General features: G+C 71.2%; 15 protein-coding genes and 4 pseudogenes. 10 read left to right on the plus strand and 9 right to left on the minus strand.

Features of this window, described 5'->3' with window-relative positions; translation table 11 throughout:
• The first annotated feature begins 11 nt into the window (after positions 1-11).
• A pseudogene (locus tag Q3Y56_RS04580) lies at positions 12-910 on the plus strand (aldo/keto reductase).
• Here the strand turns inward: Q3Y56_RS04580 and Q3Y56_RS04585 are convergent.
• Entirely contained in the window at positions 843-1,592 is a 750-nt protein-coding gene (locus tag Q3Y56_RS04585; protein WP_304460693.1) for a FadR/GntR family transcriptional regulator, read from the minus strand. The pseudogene Q3Y56_RS04580 and the gene Q3Y56_RS04585 sit on opposite strands and share 68 nt — an antisense overlap.
• 184 nt (positions 1,593-1,776) lie before the next feature.
• Between Q3Y56_RS04585 and leuA the strand changes: the two are divergent.
• Both leuA and Q3Y56_RS04595 read left to right on the plus strand, forming a co-directional pair.
• Positions 1,777-3,541, plus strand: a pseudogene (leuA, locus tag Q3Y56_RS04590) (2-isopropylmalate synthase).
• Positions 3,525-4,315, plus strand: a pseudogene (locus Q3Y56_RS04595) (ABC transporter ATP-binding protein). The pseudogenes leuA and Q3Y56_RS04595 overlap by 17 nt, the downstream one beginning before the upstream one ends.
• 175 nt (positions 4,316-4,490) lie before the next feature.
• On the opposite strand, the gene Q3Y56_RS04600 reads toward Q3Y56_RS04595, so the two are convergent.
• A complete protein-coding gene (locus Q3Y56_RS04600) occupies positions 4,491-5,378 on the minus strand; it encodes a TauD/TfdA family dioxygenase (RefSeq protein WP_304460694.1) in 888 nt (295 codons plus the stop codon).
• Positions 5,379-5,511: 133 nt separating this feature from the next.
• Between Q3Y56_RS04600 and Q3Y56_RS04605 the strand changes: the two genes are divergently transcribed.
• Positions 5,512-6,486, plus strand: a complete 975-nt coding sequence (locus Q3Y56_RS04605; protein ID WP_304460695.1) for an aldo/keto reductase — start codon at positions 5,512-5,514, stop codon at positions 6,484-6,486.
• A 140-nt stretch (positions 6,487-6,626) separates the two neighbouring features.
• A complete protein-coding gene (locus tag Q3Y56_RS04610; protein ID WP_304460696.1) occupies positions 6,627-8,099 on the plus strand; it encodes an FG-GAP and VCBS repeat-containing protein in 1,473 nt (490 codons plus the stop codon).
• 292 nt (positions 8,100-8,391) lie between these two features.
• On the opposite strand, the gene Q3Y56_RS04615 is transcribed toward Q3Y56_RS04610, so the two are convergent.
• Entirely contained in the window at positions 8,392-8,685 is a 294-nt protein-coding gene (locus Q3Y56_RS04615) for a DUF6463 family protein (protein ID WP_304460697.1), read from the minus strand.
• Between the two features lie 183 nt (positions 8,686-8,868).
• Here Q3Y56_RS04615 and Q3Y56_RS04620 point away from each other — a divergent pair, with 183 nt between their 5' ends.
• The gene (locus Q3Y56_RS04620; RefSeq protein ID WP_304460698.1) at positions 8,869-9,456 is read left to right on the plus strand and encodes a TetR/AcrR family transcriptional regulator; all 588 of its coding nucleotides are present in this window, start codon (positions 8,869-8,871) and stop codon (positions 9,454-9,456) included.
• A 92-nt stretch (positions 9,457-9,548) separates the two neighbouring features.
• Here the strand turns inward: Q3Y56_RS04620 and Q3Y56_RS04625 are convergent, their stop codons facing one another.
• On the minus strand, positions 9,549-10,223 hold the full coding sequence (locus Q3Y56_RS04625) for a hypothetical protein (RefSeq protein WP_304460699.1): 675 nt from the start codon (positions 10,221-10,223) through the stop codon (positions 9,549-9,551).
• Between the two features lie 229 nt (positions 10,224-10,452).
• A pseudogene (locus Q3Y56_RS04630) lies at positions 10,453-11,333 on the minus strand (alpha/beta fold hydrolase).
• Between the two features lie 143 nt (positions 11,334-11,476).
• Here Q3Y56_RS04630 and Q3Y56_RS04635 point away from each other — a divergent pair.
• Positions 11,477-13,486, plus strand: coding sequence for a BTAD domain-containing putative transcriptional regulator (locus Q3Y56_RS04635; RefSeq protein ID WP_304460700.1), 2,010 nt, complete (start codon positions 11,477-11,479; stop codon positions 13,484-13,486).
• Positions 13,487-13,656: 170 nt separating this feature from the next.
• Positions 13,657-14,061 carry a RidA family protein gene (locus Q3Y56_RS04640; RefSeq protein WP_304460701.1) on the plus strand — a complete coding sequence of 135 codons (405 nt, stop codon included), beginning with the start codon at positions 13,657-13,659 and terminating at the stop codon, positions 14,059-14,061.
• Between the two features lie 141 nt (positions 14,062-14,202).
• Here Q3Y56_RS04640 and Q3Y56_RS04645 read toward each other — a convergent pair whose 3' ends face one another.
• Together Q3Y56_RS04645 and Q3Y56_RS04650 are read right to left on the minus strand one after the other, a co-directional pair.
• Complete coding sequence (locus Q3Y56_RS04645) at positions 14,203-15,315, minus strand: ABC transporter substrate-binding protein (RefSeq protein WP_304460702.1); 1,113 nt, start codon at positions 15,313-15,315, stop codon at positions 14,203-14,205.
• A gap of 119 nt (positions 15,316-15,434) precedes the next feature.
• Positions 15,435-16,091, minus strand: a complete 657-nt coding sequence (locus Q3Y56_RS04650; RefSeq protein WP_304460703.1) for a helix-turn-helix domain-containing protein — start codon at positions 16,089-16,091, stop codon at positions 15,435-15,437.
• Between the two features lie 126 nt (positions 16,092-16,217).
• Here Q3Y56_RS04650 and Q3Y56_RS04655 point away from each other — a divergent pair, with 126 nt between their 5' ends.
• The gene (locus Q3Y56_RS04655; RefSeq protein ID WP_304460704.1) at positions 16,218-17,606 is read left to right on the plus strand and encodes an MFS transporter; all 1,389 of its coding nucleotides are present in this window, start codon (positions 16,218-16,220) and stop codon (positions 17,604-17,606) included.
• 182 nt (positions 17,607-17,788) lie between these two features.
• Entirely contained in the window at positions 17,789-18,634 is an 846-nt protein-coding gene (locus Q3Y56_RS04660) for a calcium-binding protein (RefSeq protein ID WP_304460705.1), read from the plus strand.
• 502 nt (positions 18,635-19,136) lie between these two features.
• Here Q3Y56_RS04660 and Q3Y56_RS04670 read toward each other — a convergent pair.
• Positions 19,137-20,423 carry a DUF418 domain-containing protein gene (locus tag Q3Y56_RS04670; RefSeq protein WP_304460706.1) on the minus strand — a complete coding sequence of 429 codons (1,287 nt, stop codon included), beginning with the start codon at positions 20,421-20,423 and terminating at the stop codon, positions 19,137-19,139.
• A gap of 90 nt (positions 20,424-20,513) precedes the next feature.
• Positions 20,514-21,752: an NAD(P)/FAD-dependent oxidoreductase gene (locus tag Q3Y56_RS04675; RefSeq protein ID WP_304460707.1), complete on the minus strand. Its 1,239-nt coding sequence runs from the start codon at positions 21,750-21,752 to the stop codon at positions 20,514-20,516.
• Positions 21,753-21,899: the final 147 nt, after the last annotated feature.

Genomic DNA, 21,899 nt, shown 5'->3' on the forward strand with positions numbered 1-21,899 from the left:
ACGGAGTCACCATGCAGTACCGCAGCATCGGAAACCTCACCGTCAGTGCTCTCGGATTGGGCGCCATGCCGCTGTCCATCGAGCACCGCCCGGACGAGCAGCGAGCCATCGCCACCGTCCACGCCGCCCTCGACGCCGGGGTCACGCTCATCGACACCGCCGACAGCTACCACTGGCACGCCGGCGAGGCAGGGCACAACGAGCTCCTCATCGCGCGCGCCCTGGCCCGCTATGGCGGCGACACCTCCGGCGTCCTGGTCGCCACCAAGGGGGCCGCGGCCGCCCCGGCGACGGCAGCTGGACCGTCACCGGCAGCCCCGAGCACCTCAAGCGCGCCGCCGCGGCCTCCGCGAAGCGCCTGGGCGTCGAGGCCATCGGCCTGTACCAGTTGCACAAGCCGGACCCGGCCGTGCCCTGGGCCGACTCCGTCGGCGCACTGCGCGAGCTGCTCGACGCCGGCACGATCCGCGCCGCCGGCATCTCCAACGTGACCTGCGCCCAGATCCGCGAGGCGCACGCGATCCTCGGGGAGGGGCTCGTCTCCGTGCAGAACCGGTACTCGCCGGCAGTCCGCGACAGTGAGCCCGAGCTGCGGCTGAGCACCGAGCTGGGCCTGGCCTTCCTGCCCTGGAGTCCGCTCGGCGGCATCTCCCGCAGCTCCCTCGACGGCCGCACCGGCCCGACCCCGGCAGGCACCGCCTTCCACGACATCGCCGCCGAGCGTGGCGTCAGCCCGCAGCGGATCGCCCTGGCCTGGCTGCTGGCCCGCTCCCCGGTGGTGATCCCGGTGCCGGGAGCCAGCCGCCCGGCCTCCATCCAGGACTCCGCTCAGGCCGTGCAGTTCACGCTGAGCACGGCGGAGCTGACGCGTCTTGAGGCGGCGCTGCATGAGGCGGCGCTGCCGAGCTGAATCGCAGGTGTTCCAGTGTCTCGGCCACTTCCTCCCGGCAGGCGCGTGCGGCGGCTGAGGCGTCGCCGCGCTGCACGGCGCTGACCAGCTCGGCGTGGCGCTTGTCGCCGGGGTCGGGGTCCTGGGAGCGGCGATCGAGCAGGTCGAGGAGGTCGATCAGGCCCTCCCGAAGTACGGGGGTGAACTCGCCGAAGAGGTCGGTGAGCACGGGGTTGTGTGCGGCGGCGACGACCGCGGCGTGCAGGGCGATGTCCGCGTCGACGAAAGCGGCGTCGTCCCCGGAAGAGGCGGCGCGGCGGCCTTCCAGCGCCGCGTCGAGGGCGGCGATGTCGGCATCGGTGCGCCGTTCGGCTGCCAGCTGTGCGGCTTGCACCTCGATCAGCATGCGGACTTCGTAGATGTCGGACAGGGCTGCCCGACGCAGCCGCGTGGGCCAGTCCTCCTCCGCCTCGGTGGCGAGGACGAAGACGCCCGCGCCCTGGCGGGGCTGGACGAGTCCGGCACCGGCGAGGGCCCGCAGGGCCTCGCGGATCGTGGAGCGGCCGACCCCGAGTGCTTGGGCGAGGGTGGTCTCGCCGGGCAGCTTCGTGCCGACCGGCCAGTGCCCTTCGGTGATCTGCGTGCGCAGCTGCTCGGTGGCCTGTTCGACCAGGGGGCTGGGGCGGAGGGGGCCGAGGGCCATTGCGATGTGGGCCTTTCAGAAGTCAGGTTGTCTGAGGAGCTGAGCTGTGGCTAGTGTACTCGTCATGATCTTCCGCGGTCTCCTTCTTCTCGGCTGCCGCGGCGGGGCCTGAGCGACCGGCACCCCGCCGCGGGGTGCCGTGCTGCCGGTCGACACCCGACCGAGCGAAGGAACTCAAGCGAAGATGGCCACCACAGCCGGCACTGCCGATGTCCCCTCCTGGAACCCGCAACGCCCCAGCGGGATGCCCTCCCACCGGTATCGCGCCGCGCACGAACGGGTCGAACTGCCGCTGACCGACCGCCGCTGGCCCACCGCCCGCATCGACCAGGCCCCGCTCTGGGTCCCCGTCGACCTGCGCGACGGCAATCAGGCCCTGGCGGAACCGATGGGCACCTCGCGCAAGCGGCGCATGTTCGACCTGCTCGTCACTCTGGGCTTCAAGGAGATCGAGGTTGCCTACCCCTCCGCGAGCCGCACGGACTTCGACTTCGTGCGCCACCTGGCCACCTCCGGCGCCGTGCCGGACGATGTGACGATCGTGGTCTTCACCCCGGCCCGCCGCGACCTGATCGACCGCACCTTCGAGGCCATCGACGGCCTGCCCCGTACGGTGGTGCACCTCTACACCGCGACCGCACCCGTCTGGCGGGACGTCGTCCTCGGCCGTGATCGCGACGAGGTGCACGGCCTGGTACGGGAGGCCGCCGCGCAGATGGCGCGACTGGCCGACGCGCGGCCGGGGCAGGACATCCGCTTCGAGTTCTCCCCCGAGGTGTTCGTCCTCACCGAACCGGATTTCGTCCTGGAGATCTGCAACGGACTGACCGAGCTGTGGGACGCCTCCCGGACCGGCCGGTGATCCACAACCTCCCCGCCACCGTCGAGATCGCCACCCCCAACGTCTACGCCGACCAGATCGAGTACGCCCACCGCCACCTGACACGGCGCGACAGCGTCGTCCTGTCCGTACACCCGCACAACGACCGCGGCACCGGTGTCGCCTGCGCCGAACTCGCCGTCCTGGCCGGCGCCCAGCGCGTGGAGGGCTGCCTCTTCGGCAACGGCGAGCGGACGGGCAACGTCGACCTGGTCACCCTGGCGCTCAATCTGCACGCCCAGGGCGTGGACCCGATGATCGACCTCTCGGACATCGACTCCGTGCGCGCCACGGTCGAGCACTGCACCCGACTGCCCGTCCACCCCCGTCATCCGTACGGCGGGGAACTCGTCTACACCGCCTTCTCCGGCACCCACCAGGACGCCATCAGCAAGGGCCTCGCCCACCACGCCCGCCGAGCAGCCGAGTGGGGAGTTCCGCAGTCCCAGGCTCCGTGGGAGGTGCCCTATCTGCCCATCGACCCGGCCGACGTGGGACGCTCCTACGAATCGGTCATCCGCGTGAACAGCCAGTCCGGCAAGGGCGGTATCGCCCACCTGCTCCAGGCCCACCACGGCCTGGAACTGCCGCGGCAGTTGCGCGCCGACTTCTCCCGTACGGTGCAGGCGGCCACCGACGACAGCGGTCGCGAGGCCACCCCGAAGGAGCTGTGGGAGCTCTTCCGTTCCACCTATCTGGAGCCCGGCCAGGACGGCCCCTCACCCTGACCTCCTGGAGCACGCAGCAGACCGCTCCCGGCGAGCACCGCTTCAGCGGCTGGCTGCAAGGCGTCGATGTGCGCGCCGGATGGTACGAGGGCACGGGCAACGGACCGCTCTCCGCCTTCGCGCGGGCACTTGAGGGAGCCGGGCTGCCGGTCGACGTCCTCGACTACAGCCAGCACGCCACCACGACCGGCCCCGACAGCACCGCCATGGCCTACGTCCAATGCCGCACGGCCGACGGCACCCTCCACTGGGGCGCGGGCCGCGACACCTCCGTACTGACCGCCTCGGTGCACGCCGTGCTGGCCGCCGTCAACCGGGGCTGTGATGGCGCCGGCGCATGAAGTGCTCCGGGTCACGGACGTGGACGTGGTCCGCGACGGCACTCCCCTCCTGCAGGAGATCTCCCTGACCGTACGACCGGGCGAACACTGGGCTTTACTCGGCGCCAACGGCGCGGGCAAGAGCACCCTGCTGACCCTCCTGGGCGCCTTGGGCCACCCGACCCGCGGCACCGTCCAGGTGCTCGGCCGCACCCTGGGCCGGGTCGACCTGCGCGAGCTGCGCTCCGCGGTCGGCCACGTCGACCCCCGCCACCCGCTGCGCTCTCCGCTCCGCGTCCGCGACGTCGTCCTCACCGGCCTCACCAACAGCATCGAGCCGGTGCCCCGCTGGTCCCCCACTCCCGAACAGCTGGCACTCGCCGACCGCTTGATCGACACCCTCGGCATGGCGGCCAAGGCCGACGCCCGCTGGCCCACCCTCTCCCAGGGCCAGCGCGGCCGCACCCTGATAGCCCGTGCGCTCATGCCCCGCCCCCAGTTGCTCCTGCTCGACGAACCCGCCACCGGCCTCGACCTGGCCGGCCGCGAACAACTCATCGACAGCCTCGACACCCTGCGAAAGGCCCACCCCACCCTCGCCACCGTCCTGGTGACCCACCATCTGGAGGAACTACCCCGGGCACCACCCACGCCCTGCTCCTGCGCGAGGGACGCACGCTCGCCCAGGGCCCCGTCGACTCCGTCCTCACCAGCGACCAGTTGAGCACGTGCTTCGACCACCCCGTGCGGCTCAGCCGGACCGAAGGACGCTGGACCGTGCGGACCAGACGCTGAGCGCACCCCTCCTCGGGCGGGGCCGTCCCGCCCGAGGAGAGCTCCGCCCGCCGGGAGACATGGCGCTCAAGGGCTTCCTGGTACGCGGCCGCCGCCCTGCGCGCGTCCTCGTCCAGGGGCACATCGGGGCGCCCCGACCACATCCGGTCATCGTCGACGACGGCCATGGTTGCCTTCAGCGGTCAGCGTCCGAGCCGTCGGCGAGCATGACGCGGACCAGGCAGCGCCGCAGTGCTGCGTGGGCGTGGTCTTCATAGGCCGTCCGGCCGTGCAGCACCCGGCGGTCGTCCGTGATCAGGCAGTCGCCCTCCTCCAGGAGGATCGAGACCCTGAGTTCCGGTCGGCTGAGGATGTGATGCAGGGCGTCGAGTGCCGCGCGCTGGTCGGATGGCAGCGGTGCCCCGGTCAGCTCGACCGCGGTCTCGTTCCGCTTGACATTGCACCGGACGTGCACGCGGCTACCGCGTTCCTCGAAGACCGGTGCCCACACCACCGGTGATTCGCCCGCGGGCGTGACGTGGCGCCGGTCGAAGGGGAAAGGGGTGTGGAGCGCGTCCAGCTCGCGCGGGAACTCCTGCCGCAGGACCTGGTGGACCGCCCAGCCGTCCACCAGGAGCGTGTCACCGCCTTGCCGCGCTCGCCGGTGTGTGAGCAGGGCCAGATAGTCCGGCTCGTGGCCGAAGGGCTGTACGGCCCGGTCGTTGTGCAGGTGCAGGTAGCCGCGCGACTTGGACGTATAGGCGTTCTCGTGGAAGCGGCGGCCGTCGGTGTACGCGGAGACACCCTCATCCCGTACCAGCCAGGCTCGAGTGGTGTCCGCGCCCCGTCCTTGAGGGAGCGGCACTCCGAAGTGGCCGAGCAGCGACTCGCTGAACCGCTGGAGGTCCTGGACGGGCATCGTCGTGACGGGAACGCCGGTCACCACGGCGAAGCCGGGGCCGTCCAGCAGTGCTCTCCGCGTTCGGCGCGCGAGTTCCGCGTGATCAGCGACGTACGGCAGCCGAAAGGCCGCCGGTTCGGGGAAGGAATGACGGCTCCAGCCGGTCATGGTGGCGCGACCCACGATCCTGTCCCCCTCCCACCGAATAGGGCGAGAGTAGAGGCACCCACCCGGGCGCGAGGAGGCGGAATTCAGCCGTCCGCCTGTCGTCCCATCGGGCCTAGGCTGGCCCCCTGCGCTCTCAAAGGGGGTACGGGTGGAGCAGAGACGGCTGGGCCGTGGCGGCCCGCTGGTGTCGGCGATCGGCCTGGGCTGCATGGGCATGTCCGAGTTCTACGGCCCCACCGACGAAGCCGAAGCCGTCGCCACCATCCACCGCGCACTCGACACAGGAGTCGCCTTCCTCGACACGGCCGACATGTACGGCCCGTACACCAACGAGGAGTTCGTGGGCCGGGCCATCGCCGGGCGCCGACACGACGTCTTCCTCGCCACCAAGTTCGGCGTCGTACGGGGACCGGACCCGCGGGCGCGGAGGGTCGACTCGTCCCCGGACTACGCGAAGCGGGCATGCGAGGCTTCACTGCGCCGCCTCGGCATCGACCACCTCGACCTGTACTACCTCCACCGCCGCGACCCGGACGTACCGATCGAGGAGACGGTCGGGGCGATGTCCGAACTCGTGACGGAGGGCAAGGTCCGGTACCTCGGCCTGTCGGAGGTCAACTCCCGCACCCTGCGCCGGGCGTGCGCGGCAGGGCCCATCACGGCTCTGCAGAGCGAGTACTCGCTGTGGACCCGCGGCCTGGAGCGGGACGTCCTTCCCACCGCCCGCGAACTCGGCGTCGCCCTCGTCCCGTACTCCCCGCTCGGCCGCGACCTCCTCACCGGCACCCTCACGTCCGTGGACAAGCTGGCCGCCGACGACATCCGCCGCGGACAGCCCCGCTTCCAGGGGGACAACCTCGCGGCCAACCTGCGCCTGGTCCAGCGCGTACGGACACGCGCCGCGGACATCGGCTGCACGCCGGCGCAACTGGCGCTCGCCTGGGTGCTGGCGCAAGGGGACACGGTGATCCCCATCCCCGGCATGCGCCGCCGCGCACACCTCGACGAGAACACCGGCGCGCTCACGGTGCAGCTCACCGACGCAATGCTCCGCTCGATCAGCGCGACCATCCCGGAAGCCTCGGGAGCCCGAGCCCCTGACCTCTCTCGGCTCGAAAGGTAGTGATCCGCACATGGCATACGCGACATGGGCGTGGGCTTCGTGGTCTTGATCACATCGCGTGACGATCCAGGGCAACCGTTCCGCCGCCCCGCGGGTCACCTCCTTCGCACGCATTTGCACCTCTGAAGCGGAGAGCAGACTTGCGAAAGAACCTTCTGGCAGCCACCGCCATGGCTGTCGTGGCCGCTACCGGCGGCCTCGGGCTGACCCTCGCCACGCCCGCCACCGCGGCGCCGGTGGGCAGGAGCGCCGCCGACGACGACTTCAACGGTGACGGCTATGCCGACCTGGTCGTCGCCACCCCCAAGGCGACGGTGAACGGGCAGCAGCAGGCGGGGCAGGTGACCGTGCTCCACGGCTCGGCCTCCGGCGTCTCGACCGGACGTTCCGCCATGATCAGCCAGAACACCTCGGGGGTGCCCGGCTCGGCGGAGGCGTACGACCGGTTCGGCTCGTCCTACGCCGCGGGCGATCTGGACGGCGACGGCTACACCGATCTGGCGGTCGGCGTGTCATCCGAGAAGTCGGCGGGTCACGACGACTACGGCATCGTCCAGATCCTGTGGGGCGGCCCCAGGGGGCTGACCAACGGCGCGCTCACCGTGTACGGCCCGTCGGGTGGGTCCTCCGCCTATCTGTACGGCTCCGGGCTCGCGGTCGGTGACTTCGACGGGGACGGCCGCGACCAGCTCGCCGTGGCGGGCTTTGCCGGGGTGTCGGTCTTCGAGGACGGGTTCACCCGGACCGCGGCTCCGGCCCGGACCGAGCTGACCACCGGCCCCGAGGGTGAGTCCCGGGGGACGGGATCGCTCACGGCGGGCGACTTCGACGGGGACGGCGACGAGGACCTCGCCGTGTCCGGCGCCGATGACCTCGACAACGACGACGATCGCGGCGTGTGGCTCGGCTACTACGCGGGCGGCGCCCACGGCATGACCTACACCGAGAACCCCGCCACCGTGCCGCTGGACGCCGCGCAGGTGCGAGCGGCGGGCGACATCGACCGGGACGGCTACGACGACCTGGTCACGGGCGGCTCGGGCCCGTCCGGCGCGGGCGTCCTCGCCGTGCACTACGGCGGCCCCGGCGGCATCCCGGGCAGCCCCCGCACCACCCTGATCGACCAGGACACCGCGGGCGTCCCGGGGGCCAACGAGCCGGGTGACTCCTTCGGCGCCGCCGCCTCCGTCGGCGACGTCACCGGCGACGGCTATGCGGACATCGCCGTGGGCGCGCCCGGCGAGGACGTCGGCAGCCTCGACGGCGCCGGAGCGGTCTGGCTGCTCAAGGGCTCGGCCTCCGGCGTGACCGGTGCCGGCGCCCAGTCCTTCACCCAGGACACCGCGGGCGTGCCCGGCGCGGCCGAGAGCGCGGACCGGTTCGGGTACGCCGTGCGTCTCGCCGACCTGAACGGCGACTCCCGCGCGGACCTCACCGTCGCCGCCCAGGGCGAGGACGTCTTCGACGACGGCGTGCACCACTCCGACGGCGCCGACTGGGTGCTGCGCGGCAGCGGTTCGGGCCTGACGACGTCCGGTGCCATGACGTTCAACGAGAAGGCGTTCGGCCTGACGTACCGCGACAAGTTCTTCGGATCGGTGCTGGAGAGCTGACACCGACCGACGCCGGTCGGCGAAACAAGCGGGACAGCGGGACAAGCGGAACAAGGCCCAGGTCGGCGACCTGGGCCTTGTCCATTGCCCGCGAGGACACGGGCGTCGTCGACTAGGTGTGCGCACTGTTGGGGGCCTCATACCGACATATCACCTGTCTCTGGCGCGGCCCATGTTCACGCTCGTGGAAGCCCGGCCTGGGGCGCGGGTTCGTCGTGGCGGGCGCGGCGGGCTCCGATCAGCAGCAGGGCGCACGCGAGCGCGAAGAGCGGCCAGGGCGTGAACGGGAGGATCACGGCGTCGACGACGGTCCAGCCCCCAGCGTCCAGGCGATGAATGCCGGCGGGGTGATGCCGCGGCGGTCCAGCCACAGCACCGTCAGGCCGATCAGGACGAGCGGTATGCCGAAGCTGTCCAGGCTCAGCCAGTACGCGCTGCCCGCCGGGCTCATGTCGGCGAAGTCCTCGCTCCACAGTCCGCCGCTGAACCATGTCCCGGCGTGGCGCGCGGCCTTCTCCACCGTCAGGGCACCGAGCGTGTGGGCGGTTCCGCATAACGTGATGATCCAGCCAGCCCACTTGATCATCCGAGTTCTCCGTCCTTGTCGCGAAGCCACGCGGTGCGACTCCCATCGCGGTGGCCTCTGCGTAGCGGGGGTCAGCGATCTCTGCAGGTACAGTTTCGATACCGCTGTTTCGATACTCTCGTTCCGTATAATGCAGGCATGACAGCGAGAAGGCAACGAGGTGGACGCCCCCGAGACAGTCGCGTGGATCACAAAATCCTGCAGGCCACGCGTGAGCTGATCGACGAAGTCGGCTACCCGGCCCTGACCGTCGACCAGGTCGCGACGCGCGCCGGGGTGGGCAAGGCGGCGATCTACCGCCGCCACGCCTCCAAGGCCGAGATGGCGTTCGCCGCCACCATGTACGAGCAGGAGCTGCCTCCGTTGGCCGGCACCGGCTCCTTGCACGGGGATCTGCTGGCGCTGGTCCGCACGTTTCACGTCCGCATGGCCGCCCCGGCGGCCCGCCAGCTGGCACCGGCCCTGATCAGCGAACTTGCCGTCAATCCCGAACTGGATACCCGGTTCCAGGACACCTTCCTGGCCACCGAACAGGCCGCCTTCGCCGACATCATCGAACAGGCCGTGGCCCGCGGCGAGCTGGCCGGGACCGTCGACCCCGCGATGGCCCACCTGCTGCTGCTCGGCACCCTGGCGTCCGCCCTGTACATCCTCAACCTGCCCGTCGACGACGCCATGGTCACCGACCTCGCCGCCGCCGCCACAGCAGGAATCACCGCCCTGGCCGACCGGCACCACAGCGACCCCGGCGGAACCGCCGAGCCGCGCTGACAGGGCCGTTTCTTCTCGTAGCCGTCACTCTCCCCGTTGCGCGCCTCGACAGCCGCGAGCATGCGTCGGGTCCGACGCATGCGTACCCGGCGTCAGTCGCCGTCGATGATCTGGTGCAGGTAGATGATCTCGGTGTCATCCCCGTCCGGGGCGTCCGGGTTCGCGGCGTCGGACTGGAAGTAGAACTCGGGGGCCTTGGGGCCCTTGAGCTCGCCGTTGTCTTCCATCAGCGCAAGCTGGTCGAGGAACTTGTCGGCGTCCGGCGTCTTGGTGCCCAGCTTGCTCGCGAGCTCGCCGCCCACGACCACCTTGAGCCGGGCGTCGTCGACGAGCACGTTCGTCGCGGCCCCGGTCGCGCTGGTCGGCACGAAGTTGGGGCCCGCGTCACCGCACTCGTACATGCCGAGGACGAGGCCCATCACCGGGTAGGGGCTCTCGCCGCCCATGTTGACGGACTCGATCTTCCCGTAGGGGCCCTGACCGTCGTTGTCGCAGACCGAGCCGGGCGGGGTCTGCCGGTCCGCGTAGTCCCTGCCGCCCTTCTCGTTACTGCCACCCGAACCGCCGTTTCCCCCACCGGAGTTGGCGCCACCGGTCTTGGTCGGGGCGGCCGTGCCCGACTTGTCCGGGTCGGGCTTCGAGGGCGCGTCCGTGGACTGGGACGCGCTCGCGGACGCGCTCGTCGTGCCGTCGGCCTTTCCATCGGCCTTTCCGTCACCCTCGCTCGACTCGCAGGCCGTGGTGGTCAGGGCCGCCGCGACGGCCACTCCCAGGGCGGTACAGCTTCATGCTCTTGCGCATCGCACGCATCGACAGATCCCCCGTAGCTGTGCGCACGTTGTGATGCGCACGGTCAATGAAACGGTGCCTGGGAAGTGTGCCTTCGGAACCGAGCGTTCCCCGCTGCCCGTACCGGATCGTTACGAATCACGGACAATTGCCCGGACTTGGCACCATGGGCCCTCGACATCCCAACGTCACCCTGACAAGCCGAGGTCAGGAGCGAGCCAGGAGTCTGCGGAGCTCCACGGTGATCTGCTCGGGGGCTTCCTCGGCCATGAAGTGGCCGCAGCTGACGGTCGTGTGAGCCAGCTTCGGGGCCCAGGCGGACCAGAGCGCTTGGGCGTCGAAGCCGAGGAAGGCGCCCCAGTCCTGCTGCAGGACGGTGACGGGCATCCGCAGCCGGTTGCCCGCGTCGCGGTCGGCCTGGTCGTGGTCGACGTCGATGGCGGCGGAGGCGCGGTAGTCGGCCACGATCGAGGGCACGGCCTCGCGGCAGGCGTCCAGGTAGGCGGCGCGGACGTCGGGGGCGATGGCGTCGGGGTTCTGGGACCAGATGTCGAGGAAGTGGCCGAAGAAGGCGTCTGGGGCAGCTGTGATCAACTGCTCGGGCAGGCCCGGAGGCTGGGCCATCAGGTAGAGGTGGAACCCGATGGCGGCACTGGTGCCGCGCATCACCTGCCACATGTCCAGGGTCGGGAGTACGTCCAGGCAGGCCAGGTGGGTAACGGTGTCGGGATGGTCGAGTCCGGCACGGAACGCGACCAGGGCCCGCGGTCGTGGCCGGCCAGGGCGAACCGCTCGTGACCGAGGGCGCGGGCCAGGGCGACGATGTCGTCGGCCATGGTGCGCTTGGAGTACGCGGTCCCGTCGGTGTCGGCGGGCTTGTCGCTGGCGCCGTAGCCGCGCAGGTCGGGACAGATGACGGTGTGGTCCGCCGCGAGGTCGGCGGCCACGCGCCGCCACATCAGGTGCGTCTGCGGAAAGCCGTGCAGGAGCACGAGCGGGCGGCCCGAGCCACCCACTGCGGCGTTGAGGGCGACGCCGTCGGCGACGTGGACGCGCTGGTAGTCGAAGCCGGGGATGGTCGGTGCCACGGTGTGCTGCTTTCGTCGGATGCGGAAGGCGTCTGCCGGTCGGCGGACACCACAGAGCCTGCCGCGCGCGAATCAGCATCGGGTCAGCGCGTACCGTGGCAGGCGAGGCAGGCGGCGCAGGCGAGGCAGGGAAGGCGGTGACGATGGAGCGGATCACCTTCGGTGTGCTCGGGCCGGTGACGGCCTGGGACGACGCCGGTGGCGTCCTGGGGCTGAAGGGCCCGCGGCACCGGGCGGTGCTCGCCCGACTGATCATGGCCCGCCGGCGCGTGGTCCCGGTCGCCCGCCTGGTGGAGGACCTGTGGGACGAGCCCCGGCCAGGCGCGGTCGGTGCCGTGCAGACCTTCGTCGCCGCGCTGCGGCGCGCCCTGGAGCCGGACCGCCCGGCCCGGACCCCGGCCCGTCTGCTGATCACGGAAGGCCCCGGCTATGCGCTGCGGGCGGCTCCGGACGCCGTGGACGCCTGGCGGTTCGAGGCGGCTGTCGGCTCCGCCGCGAAGCTGGCCCCCGCGCATGCCCGGAAGCAGTTGGAGGGGGCGCTGGAGTCGTGGCGCGGCCCGGCCTACGCCGAGTTCGCCCAGGAGGACTGGGCCCGCGGTGAGCGCTCCCGCCTGGCCGAGCTGAGGCTCCAGGCAGTGGAACACCTGGCAGGCGCTCGACTGGCCCTGGGGCTGGCCGCCGAGACCGTTCCCGACCTGGATGCCCACCTGGCCGAGCATCCCTGGCGCGAGGATGCCTGGCGGCTGCTGGCCCTGGCGCTGTACCGCACCGGCCGCCAGGCGGACGCGCTCGCCGTCCTGCGCCGGGCCCGGGCCATGCTGGCCGACGAGCTGGGCGTGGATCCGGGCCCGCAGATGCGTCGCCTGGAGACGGACATCCTCACCCAGGATCCATGCCTCGACCTTCCGGTCGAACCGTCGACGGCGGCGGCCAGGCTGTGGACGCGGGCGACCGCGGCGTACGACCGCACCGTCGCGGCAGGCTCCCGGGCCCGGCTGGAGTCGACGATCGGCCTGCTCCGCGACCTCGCGTTGACCGGAGGCGACGGTCTGCGATCAGCCCAGGAACACCGCCTGGCGGCGATCGCCGCGGCCGAGGAGTTCGGCGACCCGGAACTGACCGCCCGGGTCATCGGTGCCTACGACGTCCCCGCGATCTGGACCCGTAGCGACGACCCGGAGCAGGCGCGGCGGGTCGTCGCAGCCGCCGAGCGGACCCTGGCCGCCCTGCCGGGCGGCGCCTCCCGCGAGGCGGCGCGCTGCCGTCTGCTGGCCACCATCGCCCTGGAGATGCGCGGCACCCGCTCCCCGCGCGGCCCGCAGGCCGCACGCGAGGCCGAGCAGATCGCCCGGAGCCTGGACGATCCCACGCTGCTGGCGTTCGCCCTCAACGGGCTCTTCATGCAGTCCTGCACCCGAGCCGGCCTCGCGCGGCGGCGGGACGCGATCGGCGAGGAACTGGTCACGCTGTCCGCCCGGCACGCCCTGGGAACCTTCGAAGTGCTCGGCCACCTCATCCGCGTACAGGCACGCAGTGCGCTCGGCGACTTCCCGGCGGCGGACGAACACGCGGCCGCCGCCGACCAGCTGGCGGAACGCCACGAACGGCCACTGGTGGGCGTCTTCACTCACTGGTACCGCGCCCTGCGACTGGCTGCCACCGGGCGGATCCCACAGGCGCAGACCGCATACCGGGCCGCCGCCCTGCGGCTGGGAGGCGCCGGCATGCCCGGCGTCGAGCAGGGCCTGTTGCCCCTCGCGGAACTGAGCCTGGGCCTGGGCCCGGACCTGGACCTGGACCTGGCCGGCGGAAGCCCGTCCGCGCGGGAGGCAGCCCGACACATCGCCCCGGCCGCGGACTGGGGCCCGTACCGGCCCTGGGCCGAACCCTTCATCCTGCTCCGCACCGGCCGCGACGCCGAGGCCCACGCCCGGCTGCGTGCCTTGCCGGAGCCGCCCGCCGACCTGCTGTACGAGGCACTGTGCTGCCTACAGGCCGCGGTCGCGCTGGAGCTCGGTGACCGGGCCATGCTGGAGCAGCTTCACGCCCGGCTCCTGCCGGCTGCGGGCGAACTCGCGGGCGCGGGCAGCGGCCTGATCACCCTCGGCCCCGTAGACCGCTGGCTCACCACCATCGCCGATGCCCTCGACTGACGTCCCGAACTTGTCCAACGACTCACGCCCAGACACCAGACCGCGCCGTACTCGGCGAGCGGCGTCTTTGCCAAAGGACCCGTGTCGGCAACGCGTCGCGGCTGGAGCGGGACCGTCCGACAACACGCCCCTGGTGGAATGGGCGGGTCAGTGCGGACGTTGAAACGGATATGACGACTGATCAGCGCACGATCACCAACCCGGCCGCCCTCCACGATCCGACCCCGTTCGGCTACAGCCACGCCGTCTCAGCACCCGGCGAACTCGTCTTCATCGGCGGCCAGTACGCCTCCGACGCCACCGGTGCCCCGGTGCCCGGCGACTTCGCAACCCAGGTGGACCTGGCCTTCGACCGGCTGCGGTCGGCGCTGGAGGGAGTCGGCCTTCGATACGAGCACGTGGTCCGCCTCGGTACCTTCATTGTCGACCACGACCTCGACAAGCTGGAGATCCTCGGCAAGGCGCTGCACACCCGTTTCGGCGACCGGCTGCCGGCCCAGACACTGAGCGGCGTTGCCTCGTTGGCGCTGCCGGGAATGCTGTTCGAGGTGGATGCGGTGGCGGTACGGCCGTAGCGGATCAGCCGCGTACAGCATCAGCCCGATCCCGCGGTGGATGGCCCGGCCACGGTGATTCGCGGTAGCGGGAGGCTCCCTCGATGGCGACCGGCGCCGTCTGGGCGGGGCCGGTCGCCACGTTGGGACCTCCGTGCTCTCTCAGCTGGCGTGGAGGATCCGAAAGCGACCGGGTTCCGCCGGATCTCGATCAACGACTTGGATCGGCGTCCGAGCCCATTGCCAAACGCTGATGCCTGGCGTGCGGGAGAACTGGATCTGCCCGCGCGTGCCTTCGACTGCGACGCGCGGCCAGGATTCGGCTGCGCGCGCCCGGTCCGCGCCATGGACACGCAGCACATCGGCGAGGACGGCGACCGTGTCGTAGCCCTCGAAGGCGACGAAGGAGGGCGCTTCGGCCAGCCGCTCACGGAGGGCCGTCTCGACTCGTGCACCGAGTGGGCCGAGGCGCTCGGGCAGGTAGCGCAAGAACGGGATCGCGGCGCTGTCGTCGCCCAGCAACGTCGCCCATTCGGCGAACTCCGGTTGCCCGGCCGGAGCACCGATCATGATCTCGGCGAGGCGCTGGTCGCGACGGACGGACTTGACGATCGACACTGCCGGCTCCGGGTGGCCCACCAGAAGAAGGAGGGCTGTCGCGCGATGGTCGACGAGTTCGTCGCACACGGCCGCGGGGGTGCGCTCGGTCATGTCGAGTTCGATGACGGTGCCGCCGCGTGGAGCGAGGTAGTCCCGCAGAATGCGGGTCCCGGATGCCCAGTAGACACTCGACTGGGCTGCTACGGCGATTCGGCTGTGGCCGGCGCTGAGGAGGAAGTCTGCGTAGACCTGCCAGCCGCGGGACTGCGGCGGGGAGAGGCGCGCGACCCATTCCGTTGGCTGTTCGGTGAGCGCGTCGAGAACCGCTGACGAGCAGAGGAACGGCAGGCCGAGGGCGTCGGCCCTGGCAGCAGCGGCGCGAGCGACGACGCTGTGATACTCCCCCGCCAAGGCAGCCACGCCCAGGCCGGCCAATTCATCCACGGCCGCCGCGGCCCTGTGTGGATCAGCCGCGGTGTCTCGGACCACCAGCTCGAGTGGTCTACCGACGATCCCGCCGGCGTCATTGACTTCGTGAACGGCCAACTCGAGTCCAGCGAGCAAGTGTCGGCCTGCCTCGACCCAGCCGGGCCGGGTCAGCGGAACGAGAGCGCCTATCTGGACGGATGCTCCGTCAGTCCGCCCCGCTCCAGGTGGCGATGGTGGCGTATTCATGCGTTGGCGTCTCCCGAGTGACGATGCGGTCGCAGTGTGCCCGGATCGCAGTGAACGTCAGTGGCGCCGAGAGTAGCCGAACCGAGAATGGCCGGCTTCGGCGCCGCGTCCCGTGGCCGTCAGCCGGCCCTCGCGCCGCCGATCGAGCCCGTTGATGGTGGGTTTGGGGTGGTCGGCGGGGCGGGGTCGGTTGTGGACGGTCCGGCGCGGACGATGGCTTGGTCTCCTCGTGGACCGAACAGGTGCAGGATCTCCACGGTGCTGGTGTCCGCGGGGCCGAACCAGTGGGGCTCGGTGGTGTCGAACTCGGCGACTTCGCCGGGCCGCAGCGTGATGTCCTGCGCCCCGAGGATGAGGCGTAGTCGACCGGCGAGGACGTAGAGCCATTCGTAGCCCTCGTGGGTGACCAGTTCCGGCTGGCGGGGTGCCAGTACCTGCTTGAAGACCTGGACTCGGCCCGGGTACTGCGTCAGGGGCACGAGGACGCTGCCGCGCTTCTTGTGCAGGGGCCGGAGGTGCACCCGGGGGTCACCGCTTGCCGGCGCCGCCACGAGCTGGTCGAGTGCGACGTGGTGCGCCCGTGCCAGCGGGATGAGCAGGTCCAAAGTCGGACGCCGCTTGCCCGATTCCACCCGGGACAGTGTGCTGACGGAGATCCCGGTCGTGGCCGCGAGTGCCTCGAGCGTGAGTCCCCGTTCCCGGCGCAGCCTGCGCAGCCGGGGCCCGATGCCGTCGAGAATCTGCTCCAGCTCCGCGTCCTTGGATCCTGTGTTCATGGATCCAGTTTTGCAGTGTTCGCAATATTGATGGGCTGCTGCCGTCGCCCGGTCCGATCCTTGCCGGGCATTGTTCCCGGACATCAGAGGTAGACCGTGACCGCGACGACTCACCCTGTTCAACCCATGCTGACTGCGCGCAGACGCTGGACGGTACTGGCCGTCTGCTGCCTGAGCATGTTCCTGGTGGGCCTGGACACCACCATCGTCAATGTGGGTCTGCCGGCCATCGGGCGCGGCCTGGATGTCGACACGCGCGGTCTCGAATGGATCGTGGACGCCTACACCCTCGTCCTGGCCAGTCTCCTGATCTCCTCCGGCGCACTGGCGGATCGCTTCGGACGCCGCCGGGTGTTCCAGTGCGGGCTGGCCGTGCTCGGCGCGGCCTCAGTGGTCTGCGCGCTCGCCCCGTCGGCGGGCGTACTCATCGCGGCCCGCGCTCTGCAGGGCATCGGCGCCTCGATGCTCAGCCCCGTGGCGCTCGCGATCGTGGTGAACGCGATGCCGGACCCGAAGGAACGGGCGCAGGCGATCGGCATCTGGGCGTCAGTGTTCGGGCTGAGCATGGCCGCCGGTCCCGTCACGGGCGGCGCGCTGCTCGCGGGGCTCGGCTGGCGGGCGCTGTTCTGGATCAACGCCCCCGTCATCGCGGCCGCTCTGCTGCTCAGTGCGGTGTTCGTGCCGGAGTCCCGGGCACAGCGGGCCCGGCGGCTCGACCTGCCCGGCCAGGTCCTGCTGACCATGGTCCTCGCAGTCGTGGTCGGCGTCCTGATCGAAGGGCCGCGCATCGGCTGGACGTCGCCCGCGGCGCTGGCGGGATACGCAGGGGCTGCCGTGGCGACAGCCGGATTCGTGCGGGTCGAGTCCCGCCGACGCGAGCCGCTGATGGACCTGCGGCTCTTCAGGCGCCCGGACTTCAGCGGTTCCGTCGCGGGCGCGGTGGCCGTCTTCATCGCCCTGAACACGACACTGCTGCTGAACACCCTCTACCTGCAGCACACCCGGGAATGGACACCGCTGGCCGCCGGCGTGGCGACCTTGCCCCTGGCCATCGCAGCGACCGTCTGCGCCCCCTGGTCCGGCCGCATGGTCGGCCGCACGGGACCACGGCTGCCGCTGCTCCTTGCCGGCGGTTTCATCACGGTCGGCGGGCTCTGCCTGGTTCGGCTCACCCCGCACACGAGCGTGCTCCTGCTTCTGACCGCATACTCGCTCATCGGCATCGGGTTCGGCTTCGCCAACGCCCCGATCACCAACACCGCGGTCAACGGACTGCCACCCGCCCGAGCCGGCGTGGCCGGGGCGATCACCTCCACCGCACGGCAGCTCGGCTCCGCCCTCGGCATCGCTCTCGCCGGTGGCCTGGTCACGGCCACCAGCCCGACGGAGCTCGCACACGCGTCCCGCCCGGGCTGGATCCTGGTCGCCACCTGCGGCGTACTACTCCTTGTCGTCGCTCACACATCACGGCCGAAGAAAGCCAGCACGGACCCCGCCTCCCCACCAGCACGGTGAGCCACGTGACCCACCGCAACCCACCGTTAGGGCTGTCGTCCCCGCGGAGCTGTCCACGCCCCGGCCACTGCCTGGTCCGCCGTTGTTCATGATCGATGGCGCAACTCCGTTCGCGGACCCCTGGTCTAACCCAGTGACCACAAGCACCACGGCGCACTGACACCCCGAAGGGCCACTTCCGCATGCGTACCTACAGCACCATCGCTGCTACCGCCATCCTCGCCCTCGCCCTCGGCACAGCCGCCCTCGCGGCGCCGGCCGCCCAGGCAGCCCCGCGGGCCACGGCCACCGTCGTCCACGAGGACAGCGAGCTCTGGTACAAGGCCGCCCCCGGCCAGCAGAACACGCTGACGGTCGACGAAGAGATCGAGCACCGCGGTGAGTTCGAGTCGTACTACGTCCTCACCTTCCGCGACCGGTACGACATCTCCATCGACGCGAGCGCGGCGAGCTCGGACGAGTGCACGTACCCCACGCAGGGCGACCGCACCGTCGTGCGCTGCGCGGTCGAGATCCCGCAGAACTCGGATGACTCCGACAGCTACGACATCGACCTCGGCGACAAGAACGACACCGCGACGCTCGAACCGGACAGCGACGCATGGGCCGGGGTCTACGGCGGCAAGGGCAACGACGTGCTCAAGGGGTCCGCGTCCGCCATGCTCCACGGCGACGACGGCGACGACCGCCTCGACGGCGGCGGCGGTCCGTTCGGCTTCGGCTCTTTCGGCGGCCCGGGGAACGACACCCTCACCCACTGCGGGCAGGACTGCTCCGGCGGAGCGGGGAACGACTCCCTGACCGGTACCGGCGAGGAGAACAACCTGCACGGCGACGACGGCAACGATGCCCTGCACGGCAGGGGCGGCGCCGATGTCCTCTACGGCGGCAAGGGCAACGACAAGCTGTACGGCGAGGCGGGTAGGGACACGCTGTGGGGCAACAGCGGTGACGACGTCCTGTGGGGCGGCCCGGACACCGACCAGCTCTCCGGCGGCCCCGGCCGCAACGAGGTGCACCAGGACTGAGCTTGTTCCTCCGCTCGCCGACCGGCCGTCCCGGACCCGGACGGGACGATCTGGAAGTACTCATCGGGGATGCCCTCGACGACGTCCAGATCGGCCCGACCGCGGATGAGCAGAATCCTGGGCGGGTGCACCTCGGTGTCGATCGTCAGGGCGACCGCCGGGTTGTGACGCAGCGCCGGAAGCTTCGGGGCGTTCTTCGCTGTGCACATGACGATTTCCGAGCCGTTCCAGACGAAGCCGATCGGAATGGCCCGGGTGTGCCGTCTTTGGCGACGGAGGAATCTACTGAGGGCGCGTACCGCCGCAGCCTGAGCGGTGACGCTGGCAGCGAGACGGGAGTTGCTGCTGCCCGCGCTCGCGGTGCGACCCGGCTTCAGTTGTGCGCCCCCGGCGCTCGCCGCTCCGCGTCGGGCCCGTACGGGTGTCCGACGGGTCGCCGCGGAGACCCACCCGGACACCCCCCAGGTGGGCGCCATCCCGGAGAGGCGGGGTAGCTGCGCGACTACCGGTACATCAGCCGCCGCAGCACCGCCTCCGCCGGGCCCCGCCGCCCCCGGCGCTCAAGCGCGTACGCCCCGGCCACCGTCACCAGCCACACCCCGACCGCGAACAGGGCCATCGTGGCGCTGGTCAGATGGGCGCCGATGCCCAGGCCCCAGGCCGCGAGCAGCGGGGCGAAGAGCAGCGAGTGGGCGAGATAGCTCGACAGTGACCGTTTGCCCACGGCGGATATGGCGGTTACGGCCGAAACGGCCACTGCGGCCTTCGCATCCCCTCCCGCCGCTCGCCTGCCCCACCCATGCGCGAACAACGCCACTACCGCGACATAGCCGAGCCCAGCCCCGTACCCGGTGACCTCCCGCAGCACCGTCAGCGCCCCGGATTCGCTCTGTGCGTCGTCCGGCACATCGAGCGCCCCGACATGGGCGAGCGCCGCGGGCAGCGCGCCGAGCCAGCCGACCGCGATGCCGGTGACCGCCGTGCGGCGCAGCAGCGGCAAGTGGCGGCCCGGCTCCTCCAGGATGCGGCGGCGCGCGGCCCAGAAGCCGAGCAGGAAGATGACGTAGCCTCCGCCGATCAGGGAGAAGGGGGCCGCGGTGAAGGTGACGAAGAGGCCGGTCTCCAGTCGGGTCCCGGCCGCCGCGAACCAACTGCTCTCGTCCGCCCCGTACGCCTCGGCCCCCGGGTCCGCACCCGCGTCCCCCAGCGACCCCAACTCGCCCTGGAGCAGCGCTGATACGACCGGCTGCGCGGACACGAGCACCAGTTGCGCGGCGCCGATGGCGATCCACCATTTCAGGGCGCGCTCGCTCCGTCGCAGAAAGAGCCAGCCGAGGGCGAGGCTCAGCAGTCCGTAGTAGCCGACGATGTCGCCCGCCATGAGGAGGGTGGCGTGGGCGAGCCCGATGACGATCAGGAGGAGGCTGCGCCTGCGCAGGATCCTGGCCGCGCCGCGTTCGCTGGTCCCGGCGGCGGTCTGGCGCAGGAAGAGCTGCATCATGCCGTAGCCGAAGAGGAAGGCGAAGAGCGGGTAGACCCGCAGGTCGAGCACCGTGATCATCGTGAACTGCACCGTGTGGTCCAGCCATCCCCCGGTCACGGGCTGCCACCCCGAGGGCCCGTACTCGGACCTCCACAGGTGGAACGCGGTGTTGGACAGGACGATGAGCAGCAGCATGATCCCGCGCGCGAGGTCGGGCGCGAGGGCCCGCTCAGCAGGGCGTACGCCGGTGCGGCGCGGTGCTGGGGCCGGGGTCCTGCGAGCCCCGTCTTCGGTGTCGACCGTCATACCTCGACGCTAGGGAGACAGTCGGCAGTCGGGCATCCATCTTCCGTCTGGGAACGCGTGACTTCCGTCTAGGAGTGCGCGGCCTTCCGTCTAGGGCACGTCTGGGGGCACCTGGCCCAGTGGCACGTCCGGGTCGGATAGCCGTGCCCGGTCGATCTGCTGGCCGGAGCGGACCAGTTGCTGGATTGTCTCGTTGACGTCCCAGATGTTGACGTTCATGCCGGCCAGTACGCGGCCGTCGGCCAGCCAGAAGGCGATGAACTCGCGTCCCGCCGGATCGCCGCGTACCACCACATCGTCGTAGCCGCCAGGCTCGGCATAGCCCGCGTACTCCATGCCCAGGTCGTACTGGTCGGTGAAGAAGTACGGGACGCGGTCGTAGGACGCGGGCTCGCCCAGCATCGACCGCGCGGCCACCGCGGGCTGGTGGAGGGCGTTGGCCCAGTGCTCCACGCGGATGTGCTTGCCCAGCATCGGGTGCCGGGCGTTGGCCACGTCACCGGCCGCGTAGATGTGGGGGTCGGAGGTCCGCAGGGAGGCGTCGACCACGACGCCGTTGTCGACGTGCAGACCGGACTGGGCGGCCAGCTGTGTGTTGGGGGCGACGCCGATGCCGACCACGATCGCGTCGGCGTCGATGCGGGTGCCGTCGGCAAGCTGTACCCCGGCGGCGGTTCCCCTCTCGTCGACGATCTCGGTGACCTGCGCCCCGAGCCGCAGGTCCACGCCGTGGTCGCGGTGCAGGTCGGCGAAGACGGGCGCGATCTGCCGGCCCAGGACACGCAGCAGCGGCAGCTCGTCCGCCTCCAGGAGGGTCGTCTCGACGCCGGCGGCCCGAGCGGCGGCAGCCACCTCCAGGCCGATCCAGCCCCCTCCGACCAGGATGATGCGGGAGGCCGTCTGGAAGGTGCTCTGGATGCGCTCGCAGTCGCCGACGCGGCGCAGGTACAGGATGCCGTCGAGGTCGGCGCCCGGTACGGGGAGGCGGCGCGGGGCGGCGCCGGTGGCCAGGAGCAGCTTGTCGTAACCGATCGTCTTCCCGTCGGAGACGGTGACCACGCGGCGGTCGCGGTCGATCGCGGTGACGGTGGTCTGCAGCCGCAGATCGATGTCCTGGTCGGTGTACCACTGCGGCGGGTGGACGAAGATCGTTTCACGGTCCTGCTTGCCCAGCAGGTAGCCCTTGGACAGCGGCGGCCGCTCATAGGGCGGCTCCGGCTCGTCTCCGATGAGCACGATCCGGCCGTCGAAGCCGTTCCCGCGCAGGGCTTCGGCGGCCTTGGCGCCGGCCAGGCTCGCTCCGACGATCACGAACGTCCGTGGTGCCATCAGGCGTGCTCCTCGATGCCGTCAGTGCGTCAGATCAAGCCTCACCCATCAGCCGGGGCGGCGCAGGTCGAGCCGCTCCCCGGGTGCGCCGACGGTCCGGTCACCGGATCATCGAAGCGTGGCGTGTGCCGCGGCGTACGGGACGCG

This window comes from Streptomyces sp. XD-27, from assembly GCF_030553055.1.
Classification (GTDB): domain Bacteria; phylum Actinomycetota; class Actinomycetes; order Streptomycetales; family Streptomycetaceae; genus Streptomyces.